This is a genomic window from Paraburkholderia ribeironis, assembly GCF_900019265.1.
Classification (GTDB): Bacteria; Pseudomonadota; Gammaproteobacteria; order Burkholderiales; family Burkholderiaceae; genus Paraburkholderia; species Paraburkholderia ribeironis.
Map to the genome: position 1 here is coordinate 1 of NZ_CYGX02000035.1, position 19,574 is coordinate 19,574.

Sequence of the window (19,574 nt, forward strand, 5' to 3'; positions counted from 1 at the left end):
GGCGGTCAGATCGTTCGCCACGAGGCGCGCGTAGCGGATCACGCAGTGGCCGAGCTGGTTCGGGATCATGCCGCTCTTCGAGCGCTCGAAGAGCGGCATGATCCCGAACCAGCTCGGCCACTGCGTGATCCGCTACGCGCGCCTCGTGGCGACCGATCTGACCGCATTGTGCCAGGACGTCGCCGAGATACGCTCGGGGCGCGGCGGCCGGCTCGCGGTCGGCGCGATCATGGGCGCGATTCCGGAGTGCGTCGTGCCGGCGCTGAACCGGTTGCAGGCCGGCCAGCCGAATCTGTCGATCGAAGTGGTGGAAGACACCAGTGCCCGCATGCTGCCGCAGCTCGACGATGGACGGCTCGATCTCGTGATCGGCCGCGCGGCGGTTGCGGCCGATCCGTCGAAGTACCACTATCGTCCGCTTGGCGACGAGCCGCTGTCGGTGGTGGTGGGCTACGGCCATCCGTCGTTGCCGAAGCGGGAAGTGAAGCTGCGCGATCTGGCCGGTCATCGCTGGGTGATGTATCCGTCGCACATGCCTTTGCACGCGCTACTCGAACGCGAGATGGATCTGGCCGGTCTCGAGATGCCGGACAACCCGATTTCGACGGCCTCCACGTTCGTGACGGTCGCCTTGCTGCAAAGCAGCCCCGAACTGATTTCGCTGTTGCCGAGCGCGATTGCCGGCCTGTTCGTCCGGCACAAGATGTTGCGCGCCGTGCCTGTCCGGTTGAAGTCGCCGTCGCAGACCTTCGGCGTCGTGACGCGCAAAGGGGGCGTGCTGTCGCCGCCGGCTGAGCAGTTCATCGAGTTGCTGGGCGCAGAGCTGGTACAGCAAGTGCAGGGCCGCGCGGCGCAAAATCGCAAAACCGCAAAACCGGCTGACAAGACCGACTGACACCGCGATTTGCCGGTACATGAAAGACACTAAAGTGTCACGGTGGGTTCGCGTTTTGCTACCGTTTTGCCACTTGTGGCAGCAAGGGTGTTGTAGCTGCGACACGTCGGGTAAATCTGATCGATGGGGCCTTCACGTTCCGCCTACACTGATTTGAAGTAAGCTAGGTAAAGAGCCTCGCGACCGCTCGGGGGAGAGCAGCCATGAACCGGCCACTGCTTCGGTATCCGCTTCGCGCGACCGTCACAACTCCTGTTCGTAAGTGGTTCAAATGGGGGCTCGTGGCGGTGCTTCTGGCTGCGCTGGCATTTGCCGCGCGGTTTGTCCAGATCGAGATCGAAACGTCGCGGCTGCAAGCGCGCTATCTCTCCGAACTGACCCGCGACGTGGGCTTTTCCGTCGCCGACGGTGTCAGTCATTCAATCCGTTTTCCGCAGGCTGACAAAGGTCCTTACGACAGCCGCCTCGGCTACGCGTTGTTGCCTTCGTTCCAGCAGCGCCTGCTGCAACGCGGCTTTGAAATCCGCTCGCAGGCGCGCGATTCCGAGCGGATGTTGTCGCTCGCCGACGATGGCCTTTTTCTGCCCTATCCGGAAAAAGATGCGGCCGGTCTACAACTATTCGACGGCACCGGCGCGCCGCTCTTCGCCGCCCGGTTTCCGGGCCGCGTGTACAGCAGTTTCGACGCGATTCCGCCGCTGGTCGTGAATTCGCTGCTGTTTATCGAAGACCGCTATCTGCTCGATCCGAACCAGCCGAACCGCAATCCGGCGATCGACTGGGGACGCTTCAGCCGCGCGTTGGCCGACCAGGGCATGCGCCTGTTCAACCAGCATCAATCGACGCCGGGCGGCAGCACGCTCGCCACGCAGATCGAGAAATTCCGCCATTCCACCGGCGGTCGTACGGCGACGCCGCCGGAAAAATTGCGGCAAATCGCGTCCGCCTCGGTGCGGGCGTATCTCGACGGCCCGCAGACGTTGCCTGCGCGGCAGCAGATCGTGGTTCACTACCTGAATTCGGTGCCGCTCGCCGCGCAGCCGGGGATCGGCGAAATCAACGGTATCGGCGACGGGGTTGCCGCGTGGTACGGACACGATTTCAGCGACGTCAATCGCGTGCTGAAAGCGCCGTCGACCGAACAGAACCTGGCCGAGCAGGGCGTGGCGTTCCGTGAGGTGCTCTCGCTGATGATCGCGCAACGCGCGCCGTCGTATTTCCTGCGGCGCGGCTATCCCGAACTCGAACGGCTGACCGACAGCTATCTGCGGCTATTGGCAAATGGCGGTGTCGTGTCGATCCCGCTGCGCGATGCCGCGCTGGCCGCGCATGTCGAACTGCATCACGCGCCCGTCAGGACGCAGACCGCGGACTCGTTCGTGTCGCGCAAGGCGGTGACGTCGATGCGCTCGCATCTGCTGACGGCGCTTGGCGTGTCGAGCTACTACGAACTCGACCGCCTCGACCTGCAGGCAACGGGCACGCTCAACAACGCCGTGCAGCAGGCCGTGAGCGACCGGCTCGCCGCCGCCGCGACACGCGATGGCGCGAAAGCCGCCGGGCTCGTCGGCTACGAGATGCTGCGTCCGTCGGACGATCCATCGCGGATCGCCTATAGCTTTACGTTGTACGAACGACGCGATGGCGCGAACCTCGTGCGCGTGCAGACCGACAGCGTCAACCAGCCGTTCGATATCAACTCCGGCGCGCGCCTGAATCTCGGATCGACCGCAAAACTGCGTACCCTGGTCACCTATCTGCAGATCGTCTCCGACCTGCATGCGCGTTATGCACCACTGAGCAACGCGGAGCTGAACGCCATCAAGCCCGATCCGAACGACCAGTTGACACGCTGGGCGCTCAAGTACCTCACGCATACGCCGGACCGCTCGCTGCAGGCGATGCTCGACGCGGCGGTGGAACGCAAATACTCGGCCAGTCCTGGCGAAACGTTCTACACGGGTGGCGGCGCGCAAACCTTCAACAATTTCGAGGCTGACGACAACAGCCGCATCCTGACCGTGCACCGCGCGTTCCAGCACTCGGTGAATCTGGTGTTCGTGCGGCTGATGCGCGACATCGTGCACTACGAGATGGTGCAGACCACCGGCCCGTCGTCGCAATGGCTGGGCGATCCGGCGACCCGCAAGATGTATCTGACGCGTTTCGCCGATCAGGAAAGCCGCGTGTACATGAACCGCTTCTACACGAAGTATCACGGCAAGACACCCGAGCAGGCGTTGGCGTTGCTGCTGCTCGGCGTGCGTAAATCGCCGCCGAAAGTGGCGACCGTGTTGCGCAGCGTCGCGCCGGACGAGTCGAATGCGTGGTTCAACGCGAAGATGCGCGCGGCGTTGAAGAACACCCCGGCCGCGTCGATGCTCGACGACGAAGACCTCGCGAACCTGTACGCCAAATACGCGATCGACCGCTTCAACCTGAACGACCGCGGCTACATCGCGAGCGTGCACCCGCTCGAATTGTGGGCCCTCAACTATCTGCGCACGCATCCCGATGCGACGCTCGCCCAGATTCAGGACGCGAGCCGCGACGTGCGGCTGACCACTTACTCGTGGCTCTTCAAGACGCGCTACCACGGGACCCAGGATCGCCGCATCAAACGGATGGTCGAGCTGCGCGCATTCGATGCGATCGGCAAATCGTGGCAGGCGCTCGGCTATCCGTTCGCTACGCTCACGCCGTCGTACGCGGCGGCGATCGGCGCATCGGGTGACCGGCCCGCGGCGCTCGCGCAGCTGATCGGCGTGATTGCCAACGGCGGCAACAAGGTGCCGACCGAAAGCCTCAGCCAACTCGACTTCGCGAAAGACACGCCGTACGAGACGCACTTCCAGCGTGCGGCGGTGGCGCCGCAACAGCAGTTGTCGCCGGAAATCACCGGCGTGGTGAAATCGCTGTTGCGCGATGTCGTGACGGGCGGCACCGCGAGGCGGCTCGCGCAAGGCATCTCGTTCCCCGATGGCCAGACGCTCACGGTGTATGGCAAGACGGGCACCGGCGACCAGCGCTTCAACGTGTTCGCCAAGGGCGCGCGGCTGATCGAATCGCGCAAGGTGAACCGCAGCGCCACCTTCGTGTTCGCGATGGGCGACCGCTTCTACGGCACGCTGACCGCGTGGGTGCATGAACCTTATGCGGCGCACTACAACTTCACGAGCGCGCTGTCGGTGCAGTTGCTGAAGACGCTGGCACCCGCGTTGCAGCCGCTGCTGGACACTCCGCCGGCGAAGACGGCTTCTGTGAAGAAGGTGGCCGGGTAGAGAGCGGGTCGTTCACCGTTTAGCCTCGCAACGATGCTTGCAACGGTGAGCGACTGCTCGGCAAGCGCGCAGCAGATCGCAGAGCGCGGAGAACTGCACATCTGAAGTTCATCGCACGCGCTCGCGGCGAGTCACACGGTTCACTCCGGGTAGTCCGTGTCTGACGCGGCCGGTTTCAGGAATAGCTCATGCACCGGCGCGAAATGCGCGTACAGCGGCAGGATCGCGCCACCCATCGCACGCGCATCGGCGCCGATCGCGCCTTCCAGCAATTGCGGGCGCACCATCCCTTCCCATTCAAAGCGATCGAGCACACGCTCAGTACGCCGAATGATTTCGCGCACCAGCTGCCGGTCGAACTCGCCGTCGATCACGATCGCTTCGAGGTCGAGCAACGCGGCCGCGTTGGTCAGCGCGTTGGCGATCGCGGGGCACGCGCTATCGAGCCATTGTTCTGTATGCCGCCACAACTCCGGCGATAGCGCGCGATGATCGTGCGCGGCGGCGGGCGGCGCACCCACGTCGCTGAACAGCTTTTCGAGCACGAAGCCCGACGCCGCGTGCAGCAATTGCCGCGCGGGCTTGCGCGCGGCGCCGTCGCGCAGTGGAATCGAACCGACCGCGCCCGCGTTGTCGTGCGGTCCGCCATGCAACCGGCCGTCGATCACGAGGCCGCCGCCGATAAACGTGCCGACGAACAGGTACAGAAAATTGTGAATGCCGCGGCCCTGGCCCATCACGAGTTCGGCCGCGCACGCGGCGGTGGTGTCCTTGGCGAACTCGACGGGCAGACCCGTCATCGCGGCGATGCGGGTGCGCAAGTCGATCTCGTTCCATGCATCCAGCGCGTCGGGCGGCGCGCCGAGAAAGTCGCGCCAGCCGCCGAGCCAGAGCGGCGCCGCGACGCCCACGCCGACCACCTTGCCCGCTTTGGCACCGAGCGTCTGGTTCACGCGCGCCAGCTTGCTTTCGAGCGCGGGGAACAGCGTGCGCGGATCGGGATACGCGTACTCGAACACATCGCGGCATACCACGCGGCCGGCGAAGTCCATCGCCAGCACATCGAGGCTGCGGCGTCCCACCTTGATGCCGATGGTGTACGCGCCGTCCGCGCGCAACGCGATCGGCACCGACGGCTGGCCGATGCGGCCGCGCACGCGTGCCTGCTTTTCAAGCAGGCCGTCGTCGATCAGACGCTCGACGATCATCGACACCGTCTGCATCGACAGTCGTGTCAAGCGGCCCACGTCGGCTTTCGGCAGCGGCCCGTGCAGGCGGATCGTCTGCAGCACGATGCGCTCGTTGAACTGCCGCATGCCGACCTGATTCGAGCCGACCGTGCGTTTGAGTGGGGAGCGGGTACCGGGAGTGTCCATCGTCGTGCACCCGCTCAGCAGGAGACCCGCGTCATGCAATCGCCTTGACGTCTGCTTCCTTCGCGCCGGTCATGATCGCCACCGCCTCCGACATGTGCACGTCTTTGGTTTTGACCAGCGCGGCGCGCCGGCCGAGGCGCTGGATATGGATGCGGTCGGCGACCTCGAACACGTGCGGCATGTTGTGGCTGATCAGGATCACCGGCAGGCCGCGATCGCGCACGCGCCGGATCAGTTCGAGCACCATGTTGCCTTCCTTCACGCCGAGCGCGGCGGTGGGCTCGTCGAGAATCACCACGTGCCGCGCAAAGGCTGCGCTACGCGCCACCGCGACGCCCTGGCGCTGGCCGCCCGACAGCGTTTCGACCGCCTGGCGCATCGAGCGGATGCCGATCTGCAGATCCTTCATGTGCGTGGTCGCTTCTTCGAGCATGCGGCGCTTGTCGATCATCTTGAAGAGCGAGCCGCGCCAGCCGGGCTTGAGCAACTCGCGTGCGAGGAACAGGTTTTCGGCGATGCTCATCGCCGGCGCGACCGCGAGTTCCTGGTAGACGGTTTCGATGCCTTGCGAGCGCGCATCCAGCGGACTGCGAAACTTGACCGGCTTGCCGTCGAGCAGAATCTCGCCTTCATCCGGCACCGTCGCGCCGGACAGCGCTTTGATCAACGACGATTTGCCCGCGCCGTTGTCGCCGATCACGGCGAGAATTTCTCCGGGCATCACTTCGAAATCGCAACCGTCGAGCGCGGTCACGTGGCCATAGCGTTTGATCAGTCCACGTGCCTGCAGAACCGGCAGCGCGGTGGAAGCGGAAAGGGGTGTCGACATGACAGGGCTCCTGTGAGTGCTCAACCGCGACGATGGGAGAGTTTGTCCGCGGCGACCGCGAGAATCACCAGCATGCCGGTGATCAATACCTGGTAGACCGAAGAAACGCCGATCAACGTCAAGCCGTTGCGGAATACACCCACGATCAACGCCCCGAGCAGCGTACCGACGATCGAGCCGCGTCCGCCGAACAGGCTCGTGCCGCCGAGCACGACCGCCGTAATACTGTCGAGATTCTCCGTTTGACCCGCCTGCGGATCGCCGACGCCGGTGCGCGACACCGACAGCAGCGCCGCGATGCCGTAGATCGCGCCGGCCAGCGAATACACGGTGAGCAGGATCTTCTGCGACGACAAGCCCATCAGCCGCGCGGCCTCGGCGTTGTTGCCGAGCGCGTACAGATGGCGGCCGGGCACCGTGTCGCGCAGCACGAACCAGGTGGCCAGATACATCAGCAGCGTCAGGACCGTGCCGTAGGTGACCTCGGCCGGCCCGAGCTTGAACGTGTTGCCGAAGAACATGATCGCATCCGGCAGGTTCGACACGCTCTCGGCGTTCGAATAGATCTGCGTGAGCGCGAACGCGATATTCAAGGTACCCAAGGTGACGATGAACGAAGGCAGTTTGATGCGCGTGATCAACACGCCGTTGAGCGCGCCGAACAGCGTGCTTGCGGCAATCCCGCACAGAATCGCGAGGATCGGCGGCACGCCGAGCACGACCGCGAATTTGGTCATGATGATCGAGCCGAACGCCATCACCATGCCGCACGACAGATCGATGCCGCCCGTCAGCACGATCAGCGTCTGACCGATCGCGATGACCGCGACCACCATGGTCTGCTGCAGGATCAGCGAGAGGTTCTGGAACGACAGGAAGCGGTTGCTTTGCGAGATGAAGAAGCCGCAGGCCAGTGCCAGTGCGATCAGCGGTCCGGCCTCGGAGAGTGACGGCAAATGGTCGGCAAAGGAAGAGCGCGAGCGGTGGGCGGGCGCGGAAGGAGTCGACATGATGGATGACCTCGATACATGAGCGTGGCGGGCAGGCCACGCGGCAAATCCGATGACGGCCCGTGGCAGCGGGCCGCCGTGCAGTGCGTATTACTTGTTACCCCAGCAGTTGTCGATGCCGAACTTCGTGTCCTTGCTGTCGACTCCGGCCATCGGTTTGTCGGTGATCAGCGTTACGCCGGTGTCCTGATAGCCGGAGACCTTCTTGCCGGTCTTCGCATAGTCGACACCCGCGGTCACGCCGAGCGCGGCCATCTTCAGCGGATACTGCTGCGAGGTCGCGGCGATCGCGCCGGCCTTCACGTTGCGCACGCCTTCGCAACCGCCGTCGATCGACACGATCATCACGTTCTTGTCCTTGCCCGCCGCTTTGAGCGCGCGGTACGCGCCCGCTGCGGCCGGTTCGTTGATCGTGTAGACCACGTTGATGTCCGGCGCTTTCTGCAGGCAGTTTTCCATCGCCGTCTGGCCCTTCGCCTGATCGCCGCGCGTGTCCTGGCTGCAGACCACCGACGGATCGCCTTCCTTCACGCCGAAGCCTTCGAGAAAGCCGTTGTGACGCAGCACGCCGACCGAGACGCCGGGCGCGAGATCGAGCGTGGCGATCTTCGCCGGCTTGCCGTTCAGCGCGGCCTTCGCGTATTTGCCGATCAGCACGCCGGCCTTGAAGTTGTCGGTGGCGAAGAGGGCGTCGGTGGCGTCCTGCGGATCGGTCGGAGTGTCGAGCGCGACTACCATCACGCCGGCGGCGCGCGCTTTCCTGATGCTCGGCACGATCGCCTTGGTGTCGCTCGGCGTGATCAGGATCGCTTTCGCGCCGGCCGTCATCATGTTTTCGATCGCGGTGACCTGGCTCGCGTTGTCGCCGTCGAACTTGCCGGCGGCGGTGAGCAGCTTCGCTCCGTCTTTCGACGCGGCCGCGTCGGCGCCCTGTTTCATCTTGACGAAGAACGGGTTGGTGTCGGTCTTGGTGATGAGGCCGACGACAGGCTGATCGGCGGCCTGGCTCGCGCTTGCGCACCAGACGGCCGACGCCGCGACGCACATCGAGATGATCCTCCTGCTGGCAGGACCCCTGCGGGAATTCAGATTCATGAGACGCTCCTCCGGTTGTTTGCGACGACGTTGTTGACTGTCTGGCGATGACGGGCGCGCATGCAGCGTGCCGGCCAACTGGTTCGAGGTACAAGGTCAGGCGAGATGATCGCGGTGTGAAACGCGGCTCGTCGACGCTGGTCACCTAAATCACTTTGGTTGATTTAGTACAGCAGGCGCGTCGACACTCGTCAAGGCAGCGTTGTAAATGGACGTTGATACGCCGCTGCTCGCGCAAAGGCGCTGAGCCTTGCGTGACACGGCTTCAGCGGGTTGGTGCGGTGCAGGATCGAGGGGCGGGACTTGGGGAAAGTCCCTGGTTTGGTTGAAAGCTATCTGAAGCCTTGTCGAGGCGGTCTTAACGCCAAAGACGAACGCAAAGGCGGACATCGGCGAGTGCATCGACGTGCTATTCAGCGCCTCCTGAAGGGCGCGGCATGGACGATGGCAAATTGCACGGAAGGCGGCCGAGCCGATGGAAGGATTCGCCGCCTAACGTCTGCGGTCCGTGCGGCCGAACGGCCCTCTCAACGCGAACGCGGCGTGCCGGTCGAAGCCCGCACGACGAGTTCGGGCGCGGACGAAATCCGCATCGGCACGCTTGCCGTGCCGCGACCCGCCTGCCCATACGACGACTCGATCAGCTCGCGCAACAACGACACCGCAAGTCCCGCCACTTCCACGGTCGGCACGGCCACCGTCGTCAACGCGGGCCGCGATTCGCGTGCGAGCTGAATGTCGGTGATGCCGATTACCGACAGATCGGCCGGCACCTGCAGACCGAGATCGGCGGCGGCGTGCATCGCGCCGAGCGCCGGCAGATCGTTGGTCGCGAAGATCGCCGTGAGCTTCGGGTCGGCCTCGAGCAGCGCGCGTGTCGCGAGGTAGCCGCCGTGGATCGTATCGGCGGCATGTCTGACCCGGTTCCTTGGTGCGCCGGCCGCGCGCAGCGCATCGACGAAACCTTCGTAGCGCGCCGCGTGAATGCCCGAGGCCTTGCTGCCGACAATCGCGCCGATGCGCCGATGGCCGAGCTCCAGCAAATGCGCGCCAGCCAGCTCGCCGGCACGCCGGAAATCGACCGCGACGCACGGCAGTCCGGGCGGCTCGTTTGGCCGCTCCCACATGCACAGCACCACTGGCGTGCCGCGCGCTTCGGTCTTGTGAAGGTCGGCGAAATCGAGGTTCGCGTTCGTCACGAGCACGCCCTCGGAGAGCGTCCCGGCGATCTGTTCGAGATACGCGCGGCCGTCCAACGGATTTTCGTTAGTATTGCAGATGATCACGAAGTGGCCGCTTGCACGCGCCGCACGTTCGACCGCGAGCGCGAACTCCGGATAGAACGGATTGGCGATGCTCGACACCATCAGCGCGAGCGTCGGCGCGCGGCCCTCGGCGAGCGCGCGGGCCGCGAGGTGCGGGCGATAGCCGAGCGCGTCGACGGCGTCGAGCACCCGCTGGCGAGTCTGCGTGCCGACCCGGCCGCGATTGCGCAGCACGTTGGATACCGTCGCAGGGGTGACGCCGGCATGACGCGCGACTTCGCTGAGTGTGGGCATAGTCTTTTCAATATTTGGGACGGCTGTTCGACATTTGCATCGCAGCGCAAGGCGCGGCACCATCTGTCGCACAGAGAAACGACATCGGAGACCAGCGAGGCCCAAACGATCCCAAGGATCGATTTTTTTCGGCCCTGCTGATTAAGCGCTTAATCTCCGACTTCGAGCTGATTAAATCACGGAGTCGATGCAATGGCGAGCATTTCGTTAAGAGGCGTGCAGAAGGCCTATGGCGACGGCGCACTGGTGATCCGCGACGTCGATCTGGAGATCGTGGAGAACGAGTTCTGCGTGTTTCTCGGTCCGTCCGGCTGCGGCAAATCCACCTTGCTGCGGATGATCGCCGGCCTCGAGGACGTCACCGATGGCGACCTGTCGATCGGCGGGCGGCTCGTCAACGACGTGCCCGCTGCGCAGCGCGGCGTGGCGATGGTGTTCCAGAGCTATGCGCTGTTTCCGCACATGAGCGTGTTCGAGAACATGGCGTTCGGCCTGAAGCTCGCCAAAACCCCCAAAGATGAAATCGACCGCAAGGTGCGGGAAGCCGCGCGCATCCTGCAACTGGAGGCGCTGCTGGAGCGTCGGCCAAAGGCTTTGTCGGGCGGTCAGCGGCAGCGCGTCGCGATCGGCCGGGCCATTGTGCGCGAGCCCGGCGTGTTTCTGTTCGACGAACCGCTGTCCAATCTCGACGCCACGTTGCGTGGCCAGACCCGCGTCGAGATCGCTCGGCTGCACAAGCAGTTCGCCAAGGCCAGCGTGGTCTACGTGACCCATGACCAGATCGAAGCGATGACGCTCGCCGACAAGATCGTGTTGCTGCACGCGGGCAAGGACACCGAGCGCTACGGCAGCATTGCGCAGATCGGCGCGCCGCTCGAGTTGTATCACCGTCCGAAGAGCCGCTTCGTCGCCGGGTTCATCGGCTCGCCGCGGATGAATTTCCTGCCGGGGCGGATCGCGTCGATCGATCCGCAAGGCGTGCTCGTCACGCTCGATCACACGGCGGAAAGCGTCCGTGTGCCGGTGAGCGGCGCGGGTCTGCAAGCCGCGCAACCCGTCACGCTCGGTGTGCGTCCTGAACACCTGGAGTTCGTCGACACGGCATCGGCCACGCCCGCAGACGACGTGCTGGTGCGCACGGTGTCGCTCGTCGAACAGCTCGGCGAACACAGCTATGTGCACCTCGATCAGCCTGGCGGTGCCGTGCTGATCGCCAAAGCGCCAGGCAATACGCGACTCGCGCCGGGGGATCGCGCGAGCCTGCGCGTGCCCCGGCTCGCTTGTCATTTGTTTACCGAAGACGGCTTTGCCGCCGCTTTGCTCGAACCCGTCGAACACTACGCATAAAGGACATTGGGATGCGCCTTGGAGTCTGTTATTACCCGGAACACTGGCCCGAGTCGATGTGGGAAGACGACGCTCGCCGCATGAAAGCGCTCGGCATCGAACAGGTGCGGATCGCCGAGTTCGCGTGGAGCCGCATCGAACCGACGCCTGGCGAATACAACTGGGGCTGGCTCGATCGCGCGATCGATGTACTGGCCGCCGCGGGGCTGCAGGTCGTCATGTGCACGCCGACCGCGACCCCGCCCAAGTGGCTGATCGACCGTCATCCGGACATCCTGCCGATCGGTGCGGACGGCCGGCCGCGTGCGTTCGGCTCGCGCCGTCATTACGACTTCTCGTCGCCGTCGTATTTCGAAGCGTCGCAACGCATCTGCACGGCGATCGCCGAGCGTTACGGCAGGCATCCGGCGGTCGCGTACTGGCAGACCGATAACGAGTTCGGCTGCCATCACACGGTGCTCAGCTATTCGCCGGCAGCGGTCGCGCGCTTTCGCGAATGGCTGAAGGCGCGCTATCGCACGATCGACGCGTTGAACCACGCGTGGGGCACGGTGTTCTGGAGCATGGAGTACCGCAGCTTCGACGAGATCGACGCGCCGGTGGCGACCGTGACCGAAGCGCATCCATCGCATCGCCTCGACTACCGGCGCTTCGCGTCCGACGAAGTGGCGCGCTACAACCGCATGCAGGTCGAGATCATTCGCGCGCATTCGCCAGGGCGGCCGGTCGCGCACAACTTCATGCAGCTTTTCACCGAGTTCGATCACTACAAGGTCGCCGCCGATCTCGACGTCGCGAGCTGGGACAGCTATCCGCTCGGCGCGCTCGAAGAGCAATGGTTTGCGCCGGACGTGAAGGCGCGCTGGTTGCGCAGCGGCCATCCCGACTTCGCGTCGTTCAATCACGACGTCTACCGCGGCATGTCGAAGCTGCCGTTCTGGGTGATGGAGCAGCAACCGGGTCCGGTGAACTGGGCGCTGTGGAATCCGGCGCCGCTGCCGGGCATGGTGCGGCTGTGGAGCTGGGAGGCGTTCGCGCACGGTGCGGGCTGCGTGTCGTACTTCCGCTGGCGCCAGGCGCCGTTCGCGCAGGAGCAGATGCATGCCGGACTGAACACGCCCGACAACCGCCTCGACGTCGGCGGCAACGAAGCAGGTCAGGTCGCGCACGAGATCGGCAAGGTGCTCGCGGCGAATGCCGACGCCAACGCGACGATCCGCTCGAAGGTCGCGCTCGTCTATGACTACGAGGCGAAGTGGCTGTTCGAGATTCATCCGCAAGGAGCCGATTTCCACTATCCGCGTTTTGCGTTCGAGTATTACTCGGCGCTGCGCGCGCTCGGACTCGATGTCGATGTCGTGCCGGTCGATGCATCGCTCGATGGCTACAGTCTGATCGTCGTGCCGCCGCTGCCGGTCGTGCCGGACGATTTCGCCGTGCGCCTCGCCCGCTCGGGCGCGCAGGTCGTGCTTGGTCCGCGCACCGGTTCGAAGACCCGCGACTTGCGCATCCCGACGAATCTGCCGCCTGGCGCGCTGGCCTCGGTGCTGCCGGCGCGCGTCTGGCGCGTCGAATCGATGCGGCCGAACGTGACGGAGGGCGTGCGTCTTGCGGACAGCCCGGCTGCGAGCATCGATGACGGCGTCGCGCGTCACTGGCGCGATTTCATCGACAGCGACGCGGCCGCCGCGCTCGACGTGCGAGCCCGTTTCGCGGATGGCCATCCCGCGTATGTACGACACGGCGCGCTTCACTATTTCGCGAGCCTGTTCGACGACGCGCTGACGGTGCGCCTGTTCGCGCGCATCGCGCAGGAGGCTGGCCTCGAGACCATGGCGCTCGGCGACGGCGTGCGCGTCAGCCGACGTGGCGCGCTGACCTACGTGTTCAACTACGGCGACAGCGCGCACACGCTGACCGACGTGGCCGATCACGCATTCGTGATCGGCTCGCATGTGGTAGAACCTCAGGGCGTGGCCGTCTACCGGTCGCGATGATCGAGCTGGCTTTCAAGCATTCCATGCAGTAATTACAACGACGCAAACTCAGGCAATAAAGGAGACAGGCAGCATGAAACTGAAACCACGCAAGATTCTGTTGGCACTCGCGCTGGCCGCGGCGGCTGCGGGAACCTCGGTCGTCAGCACGGCACAGGCGGGCACGCTCGCGATCAATATCGCATACAAGGGCGCAAGTCAGCGCGCGGTCTGGCAGTCGGTGATTGACGAGTTCAAGAAAACGCATCCCGGTGTCGACGTGAAGGTGTCGTTCATCGACGAAGAAGCGTACAAGGTGCAGTTGCCGGGCTGGCTCTCGACCGTCGCGCCCGATGTCGTCAACTGGCATGACGGCGAACGGATGGCGTACTACGCGCAGCGCGGCCTGTTCGATGATCTGAGCGGCAACTGGGCGAAGAACGACTGGAACGACATGTATGCGTCGACCAAAGAGGCGTCTTCGTACAAGGGCAAGCAGTACGCCGCGCCGACCGTGTATTACTCGTGGGGCATGTTCTATCGCAAGGATCTGTTCGAGAAGGCTGGCATTCACGGTGAGCCGAAAACGTGGGACGAGTTTCTCGATGCCGCCAGGAAGCTGAAGGCGGCTGGCATCACGCCGATTGCCGTTGCGGGCCGCGATGCATGGACGCTCGCCGGCTGGTTCGACTATCTCGACCTGCGTCTGAACGGCAATGCATTTCACCAGAAGCTGATGGCGGGCGAGATTGCGTACACCGATCCGCGCGTGAAGAAGGTCTACACGACGTGGAAGCAATTGCTCGACGCCGGCTATTTCATCGACAATTCGCTCTCCTACGATCTGGACGCGGTACAGCCGTTCCTGTTCCAGGGCAAGGCGGGGATGATGCTGATGGGCACGTTCATCGCGGCGGGTTTTCCGCAGAACGTGAAGCCGCAAATGGGCTATTTCCAGTTCCCGGTGATCGATCCGAAGGTACCGACCGCCGAAGATGGCCCGGTCGAATCGCTGCATATTCCGTCGAAGGCAAAGAACAAGGCGGATGCGCAAGCGTTCCTCGCGTTCGTCGAGACCCCCGCAATCGGCGCGCAGCTGGCGAGCGGCCTGGGCTCGTTGTCGGCGAACAGCAAGTCGCCCGAGCCGGAAGAGCCGATCTCGAAGATTGGCTTCCAGATCCTGTCGAACACGAAGGGTGGCATCGCGCAGTTCTATGACCGCGATATGACCAAGGAAATGGCCGACGAAGGGATGAAGGGGATGCAGCAGTTCGTCTCCGACCCGTCGAAACTCGACGACATCCTCGCGCAACTGGAGCAGACCCGTCAGCGCATCTACAAGAAGTGAGCGGTGGCGGCCGTGAGGCCGCCTGCCGTTGCATCTGATCGGGAGAACGATCGTGTCGCATTCCGTGAGCCGTCACACTGTCGGCGGTCCTGTTGAACCTGCCGGCGCTGGCTTGCCCGCACCCGGCGGCGCGGTGCGCGGCGGGCCGCTGGCCGCGTCGCGCCGGCGCCGTCCAACGCCGACCGCGCGCCGCCAGCGGCGTGCCGCGTTCCTGTTCCTCGCGCCGGCCTGCGTGATGGTGGCCATCTACGTGGTATGGCCGATCCTGTCGACCATACGCCTGAGCTTTTTCAACTGGGACGGCATGACCGAGCCGTCGTTCATCGGCCTTGCGAACTACGTGGAGTTGTTCCATGCGCCGACGTTCTATACGGCGCTCAGAAACAATCTGATCTGGCTGCTGCTGTTCCTGCTCGCTCCGCCAATGGGTCTCGCGGTCGCGTTGTATCTGAATCAGGCGGTGGCCGGCATTCGTATCGTCAAGTCGCTGTTCTTCGCGCCGTTCGTGTTGTCGGGTGTGGTGGTCGGGTTGATCTTCTCGTGGTTCTACGACCCGACCTTCGGCCTGCTCGCGATGATGCTCGGCCATGGCGTGCCGGTGCTCGGCGACCCACGCTATGCGACGTTCGGGATCGTGTTCGCGGCGCTCTGGCCGCAAACCGCCTATTGCATGATTCTTTATCTGACCGGTTTGACTTCGCTGAACGCCGAACAGATCGAGGCCGCGCGGATGGAAGGCGCGCACGGCTGGTCGATGCTATGGCACGTGATCCTGCCGCAACTTCGGCCAGCCACCTTCATGGCGTTCGTCGTCACCATCATCGGCGCGTTGCGCAGTTTCGATCTGATCTCCGTGATGACGGGCGGCGGGCCGTTCGAAAGTTCGACCGTGCTCGCGTTTTTCATGTACGACCAGGCGATTAAATACTATCGCATCGGCTATTCGGCGGCGGTGGCGGTCGTGCTGTTCGGCATCATGCTGGTGTACATCGTTTATCACCTGCGGCGGATGCTGCGCGCCGAGCAATAAAGGACCGATCATGTTTCCGATTCCGATCGACAAATGGAAGCCGGCCACACGCCGCGCGTACAAACTGACTTTGCCCATCGCGCTGCTGATCTGGCTGTTGCCGATGATCGCGGTGCTCGTCACGTCGGTGCGCTCGACGGAAGAACTGAGCGAAGGCAATTACTGGGGATGGCCGAAGCACTTCGCGATGTTCGATAACTATCGCGAGGCGTTGACGACGTCGCCGATGCTGCATTACTTCTGGAACAGCGTGCTGATTACGGTGCCCGCCGTGGTCGGCTCGATTGCGCTCGCGGCGATGGCTGGCTTCGCGTTGGCAATCTACCGGTTTCGCGGCAATTCGACGTTATTTGCGACGTTCGTCGCCGGCAATTTCGTGCCGATCCAGGTGTTGATGATTCCGGTGCGCGACCTGTCGCTGCAACTCGGTCTGTTCAATACGGTGAGCGCGCTGATTCTGTTCCATGTGTCATTTCAGACCGGCTTCTGCGCGCTGTTTCTGCGCAACTTCATCAAGCAGTTGCCGTTCGAACTGGTTGAAGCGGCGCGGATCGAAGGGGCGAATGAATGGACGGTGTTCTTCAGGATCGTCTTGCCGCTGATTCGTCCCGCGCTCGCCGCATTGGCAATTCTCGTGTTTACGTTTGTCTGGAACGATTACTTCTGGGCGCTGTGTCTGACGCAAGGCGATGATGCCGCGCCGATCACGGTCGGCGTCGCCGCGTTGAAAGGGCAATGGACGACGGCGTGGAATCTTGTTTCGGCGGGATCGATTCTGGCCGCGCTGCCATCGGTCGTGATGTTCTTTGCGATGCAGAAGCATTTCGTGGCCGGTTTGACGTTTGGGGCGACGAAAGGCTGACGTGGTCGGCGTTCTGGTTGCTTGCTGTGTGTCGTTTTCTTGCTGCTTGCTGCGTAGAGAAGGGTTGCCCGCGAAAGCGGGCTTTTTTTGGGCGCTCAAATTTTTTCGCGGTGCGAGTAAGCACTGCTATTGTCGCGCGCTTGTGCTCATTAATTGTCGAGCCGGTTTTTCACCCGCTACATTGTTTATGTCGGCCTGAGCGAGCCAATGGCAATAGCCGCCCAAAGTAGTTCTATCTATTTGGTCCGGATTGATGTGGGAATATTTTCCTGCCCGGAAGTCGAATTTTGACCAATATTCGTTCGTATGCCATGCGTGAATGTGCAATACATCGCTACCGAGTTTTCTTGTTGAAACGGGAAAGTGATCGAGAAATCCAAGAGAACATTGCTGCGGATAGGTGCAACGAAGGGCCAGTTCGCCGGCGTACATTGTCAAAACATTTTTGCACCAACCCGGCCACTTGCCTTCGTAGTTGGAAAATTCCTCCCTCAAGAGTTTATGGCAGTAATCCATTTGTGCACTGAGAAAATCACATACCTGATTTGACGGGCCCAGCACAGAAGCACCAACATTATGCAAGCCTGAATGAGGAAATCCCCAGTGAAGACTGCATTCCGACAATTTATTGCGAACTTCCTCCTCGTAGGCATAAGCGCCAAAACCAAAGCACAGCCCGGATGGAGAGAAATCAAGTAATGCTGGAGTGGTAAATGTGTCGCAATCCGTTTTCAATATATATCGATATTTTTTGCATTCGTCAAAGACGCGTTGCTCGCACAGGTTTCCAACGCTATTGATATAGGGGTATCCTTCCCACTCAGTGTTTCGATCGATGTATGGCACACTTGAAATCAATGTTATATTTTCATCAACCGGTACTTGATTCAATGCGTCAGGATGACATGCTGCAATAATTTTAGCGCGCGTGAATAGATCGCTAAATAGCATGCTTTTGTAGAGCCAGTAAAACTCCTCTATCGTTTCTTTCCTGTTGTCGATATATACCAGAACACCCAGATCCGGGGGTGGCTCTGCATTAAATGGACTTGAAGACAAAGTGTTTCCTTCGATTGGTTGCATGCTGTGCGAAAGGAGTCATGTACCGAGAATAGGAGAAAATGGCAAAGCCAGGCGAACTCTCGCGGCGTGTTTTTCAATTCTTGACAAATGTTCTTGAGCGAGACGCGACGGCGCCGCGCTTTCGGCAATAAATGCATTGCAGCCGGGGAAATGCCAAATTGAATTGGAAATGTGTGCCTGTATTTGCGGTGCGCCAACCGTGGCCACAGAGCGGCGTCGAAATCGGATCACGGGCTCAACAGTGTCTGCGCAATCAGATTTGCACAGTCTTCCAGGGTATTGACCACGCGGGCTGCGTGACTTCTGTCCAACACGTGGCGTGGGCAGGCCGTTTCGTCGAACCGGCGCCGCGTCCCGATTGCCTATCGGCTAAGATACGGCCCGCCATGCAATTTCCAGAACCGAAGGAGTGTCTGCAATGATTCAACCGAGCAATGTATTCAAGGAAAACCTTGCCCAGATGCCAGGCATTGACGGTATCGCGCGCATCGATCTGATCGACGGCAAGGGCGCCGTGGTCGCCAGCATCGAGAACAAGCCGGGCAAGCAGGGCTCGCTCGCGGTCTACAACTATCTGCGCCAGGTATTCGGCACGCTGGACGCCAAGGCGGCCGAATACGGTCTCGCGCTGTTCGCCGAACATACGGCCGACGCGCGTACCCGTCCAGGTGCGCATCCGAACGTCGACCATCTGCTCGCGATCGCGGCGGGCGATGAGGTGCTGCGTCTCGACATCGTCGCTGCGGATTGAGACCGTTTTCGATGCGCGACACGGTGCGCATCGTTTTACGCCGAAGCGACCAATCAACAACTGCGCCGTGAATCCGCGAACTGACGCAAGCGGATTCACGATTTGTCGCGCTCGGGCACTGCCCCGCGACGTTCCGCGCGTTCGATTCGTCGGAAGAAAAACGTGTCGTCGTGAAGAGCTGGATTGCCTTCACAATCGGCCTCTGTTCGGCGGATTGAAAAGTGCGCGCCCGGCGCACACTGACATCGTGCCAGTTGCACAAGGAGCCCGCGATGTCTTCCCACCCCGACAAGAATCATCCTTTCGAAACCGGCTTGCCGGCGCTATCCACGCCTGAACGGGGTGGCCCGTCCTCGAGCCCGGACGCTGCGGCAATGTACGAACTGCAACGCGCAGCGGAGAGCGTGCTGCAACTCGCGACGCAAACGCACGCGGCTGTTGCACGCAGCGATACCGCGGGTGCGCAAGTTTTGCGTGCGTCGCTCGAAAAGCAACTGACCTGGACCACACGCCTGATCGACGAGATGCTGTTCGGCGGTACCGGCCAGACCACGATGCATTGAGCGGCCGCGCGGTCCGACGGTATCAACGCAGACTCGATTTTCTGACACTGAAATGAGCACTTTGACGGTAGTTCTCTGCATCTGGGCCATGATCGCCCTTTGCTCGATGCTGTTTATTCGTGGCGCCAGCCCGCGCGTCGAGCGTCGTCCGGCGAAATCGCCGCAAAGCCGCCCGTCACGCTATTCGATCGCGGAGTAACGGCGAGCGGGTACGCGTGACCACCTTGCGGGCGTTACGCGATTCATGCAGCCCCGCGGCGCGAGGCCGACAGGGGTAAGATGAAGCGCACCAGCGCTCATGCTGGGCCGCACCGACGACACCTTCACCGGAGGTTCTCGCATGGACACTCATTCGATTCTTGGCATGATGCACGCCGAAGAGGCGTTGCTCGTTTCGATTGTGCGGTCGTTACCGGCGGACATCAAACGCACGATTGCCAACGACTTTCACGAGCAGGTTGAACTCGCTGAAACTTCGCATCTGAATCCGACAACCGATCGCGAAGCGAGCGACGCCTTCAAGGCCCATATGCGGCGGTTGTCGAATATGCTTGCGTCGCTGTCCTGAC

The 19,574-nt window shown here is 62.6% G+C and carries 16 protein-coding genes and 1 pseudogene; 11 read left to right on the top strand and 6 right to left on the bottom strand.

Translation table 11 applies throughout. The features are described from left to right. Positions 1-70: 70 nt before the first annotated feature. Both BN2475_RS16765 and BN2475_RS16770 read left to right on the top strand, forming a co-directional pair. Positions 71-895: pseudogene (locus tag BN2475_RS16765) on the top strand (LysR substrate-binding domain-containing protein); the annotation flags it as partial. Positions 896-1,098: 203 nt separating this feature from the next. Then, a complete protein-coding gene (locus BN2475_RS16770) occupies positions 1,099-4,176 on the top strand; it encodes a transglycosylase domain-containing protein (protein ID WP_094780630.1) in 3,078 nt (1,025 codons plus the stop codon). Between the two features lie 140 nt (positions 4,177-4,316). Here the strand turns inward: BN2475_RS16770 and BN2475_RS16775 are convergent, their stop codons facing one another. The 5 genes from BN2475_RS16775 to BN2475_RS16795 form a co-directional block, all read right to left on the bottom strand. Then, on the bottom strand, positions 4,317-5,552 hold the full coding sequence (locus BN2475_RS16775; RefSeq protein ID WP_094780631.1) for an ROK family transcriptional regulator: 1,236 nt from the start codon (positions 5,550-5,552) through the stop codon (positions 4,317-4,319). A 31-nt stretch (positions 5,553-5,583) separates the two neighbouring features. After that, positions 5,584-6,381, bottom strand: coding sequence for an ATP-binding cassette domain-containing protein (locus tag BN2475_RS16780; protein WP_094780632.1), 798 nt, complete (start codon positions 6,379-6,381; stop codon positions 5,584-5,586). A 20-nt stretch (positions 6,382-6,401) separates the two neighbouring features. Further along, positions 6,402-7,391: an ABC transporter permease gene (locus BN2475_RS16785; RefSeq protein ID WP_094780633.1), complete on the bottom strand. Its 990-nt coding sequence runs from the start codon at positions 7,389-7,391 to the stop codon at positions 6,402-6,404. Between the two features lie 90 nt (positions 7,392-7,481). Beyond that, a complete protein-coding gene (locus BN2475_RS16790; RefSeq protein WP_094780663.1) occupies positions 7,482-8,486 on the bottom strand; it encodes a sugar ABC transporter substrate-binding protein in 1,005 nt (334 codons plus the stop codon). A gap of 527 nt (positions 8,487-9,013) precedes the next feature. Next, complete coding sequence (locus BN2475_RS16795; RefSeq protein WP_094780634.1) at positions 9,014-10,045, bottom strand: LacI family DNA-binding transcriptional regulator; 1,032 nt, start codon at positions 10,043-10,045, stop codon at positions 9,014-9,016. A gap of 192 nt (positions 10,046-10,237) precedes the next feature. On the opposite strand from BN2475_RS16795, the gene BN2475_RS16800 reads away from it, so the two are divergent. The 5 genes from BN2475_RS16800 (at position 10,238) to BN2475_RS16820 (ending at position 16,608) form a co-directional block, all read left to right on the top strand. Further along, on the top strand, positions 10,238-11,392 hold the full coding sequence (locus BN2475_RS16800; protein WP_094780635.1) for an ABC transporter ATP-binding protein: 1,155 nt from the start codon (positions 10,238-10,240) through the stop codon (positions 11,390-11,392). Positions 11,393-11,403: 11 nt separating this feature from the next. Beyond that, positions 11,404-13,389, top strand: coding sequence for a beta-galactosidase (locus tag BN2475_RS16805; RefSeq protein ID WP_094780636.1), 1,986 nt, complete (start codon positions 11,404-11,406; stop codon positions 13,387-13,389). A 73-nt stretch (positions 13,390-13,462) separates the two neighbouring features. After that, positions 13,463-14,716 carry an ABC transporter substrate-binding protein gene (locus BN2475_RS16810; protein ID WP_094780637.1) on the top strand — a complete coding sequence of 418 codons (1,254 nt, stop codon included), beginning with the start codon at positions 13,463-13,465 and terminating at the stop codon, positions 14,714-14,716. 52 nt (positions 14,717-14,768) lie between these two features. Next, complete coding sequence (locus BN2475_RS16815; RefSeq protein WP_094780664.1) at positions 14,769-15,746, top strand: carbohydrate ABC transporter permease; 978 nt, start codon at positions 14,769-14,771, stop codon at positions 15,744-15,746. Between the two features lie 10 nt (positions 15,747-15,756). Then, a complete protein-coding gene (locus tag BN2475_RS16820; protein WP_094780638.1) occupies positions 15,757-16,608 on the top strand; it encodes a carbohydrate ABC transporter permease in 852 nt (283 codons plus the stop codon). A gap of 126 nt (positions 16,609-16,734) precedes the next feature. Here BN2475_RS16820 and BN2475_RS16825 read toward each other — a convergent pair whose 3' ends face one another. Then, on the bottom strand, positions 16,735-17,691 hold the full coding sequence (locus tag BN2475_RS16825) for a DUF7164 domain-containing protein (RefSeq protein WP_245841352.1): 957 nt from the start codon (positions 17,689-17,691) through the stop codon (positions 16,735-16,737). Positions 17,692-18,109: 418 nt separating this feature from the next. On the opposite strand from BN2475_RS16825, the gene BN2475_RS16830 reads away from it, so the two are divergent. The 4 genes from BN2475_RS16830 to BN2475_RS16840 all read left to right on the top strand — a co-directional run bounded on the left by BN2475_RS16830 (position 18,110) and on the right by BN2475_RS16840 (position 19,573). Further along, complete coding sequence (locus BN2475_RS16830) at positions 18,110-18,442, top strand: DUF2322 family protein (protein ID WP_094780639.1); 333 nt, start codon at positions 18,110-18,112, stop codon at positions 18,440-18,442. Between the two features lie 272 nt (positions 18,443-18,714). Then, positions 18,715-19,005 carry a hypothetical protein gene (locus BN2475_RS16835; protein ID WP_094780640.1) on the top strand — a complete coding sequence of 97 codons (291 nt, stop codon included), beginning with the start codon at positions 18,715-18,717 and terminating at the stop codon, positions 19,003-19,005. 52 nt (positions 19,006-19,057) lie between these two features. Next, on the top strand, positions 19,058-19,204 hold the full coding sequence (locus tag BN2475_RS34655; protein WP_162844483.1) for a hypothetical protein: 147 nt from the start codon (positions 19,058-19,060) through the stop codon (positions 19,202-19,204). Between the two features lie 141 nt (positions 19,205-19,345). Then, positions 19,346-19,573 (top strand): hypothetical protein, encoded by a 228-nt coding sequence (locus BN2475_RS16840; RefSeq protein WP_094780641.1) that lies wholly within the window; start codon positions 19,346-19,348, stop codon positions 19,571-19,573. Position 19,574 lies beyond the last annotated feature (1 nt).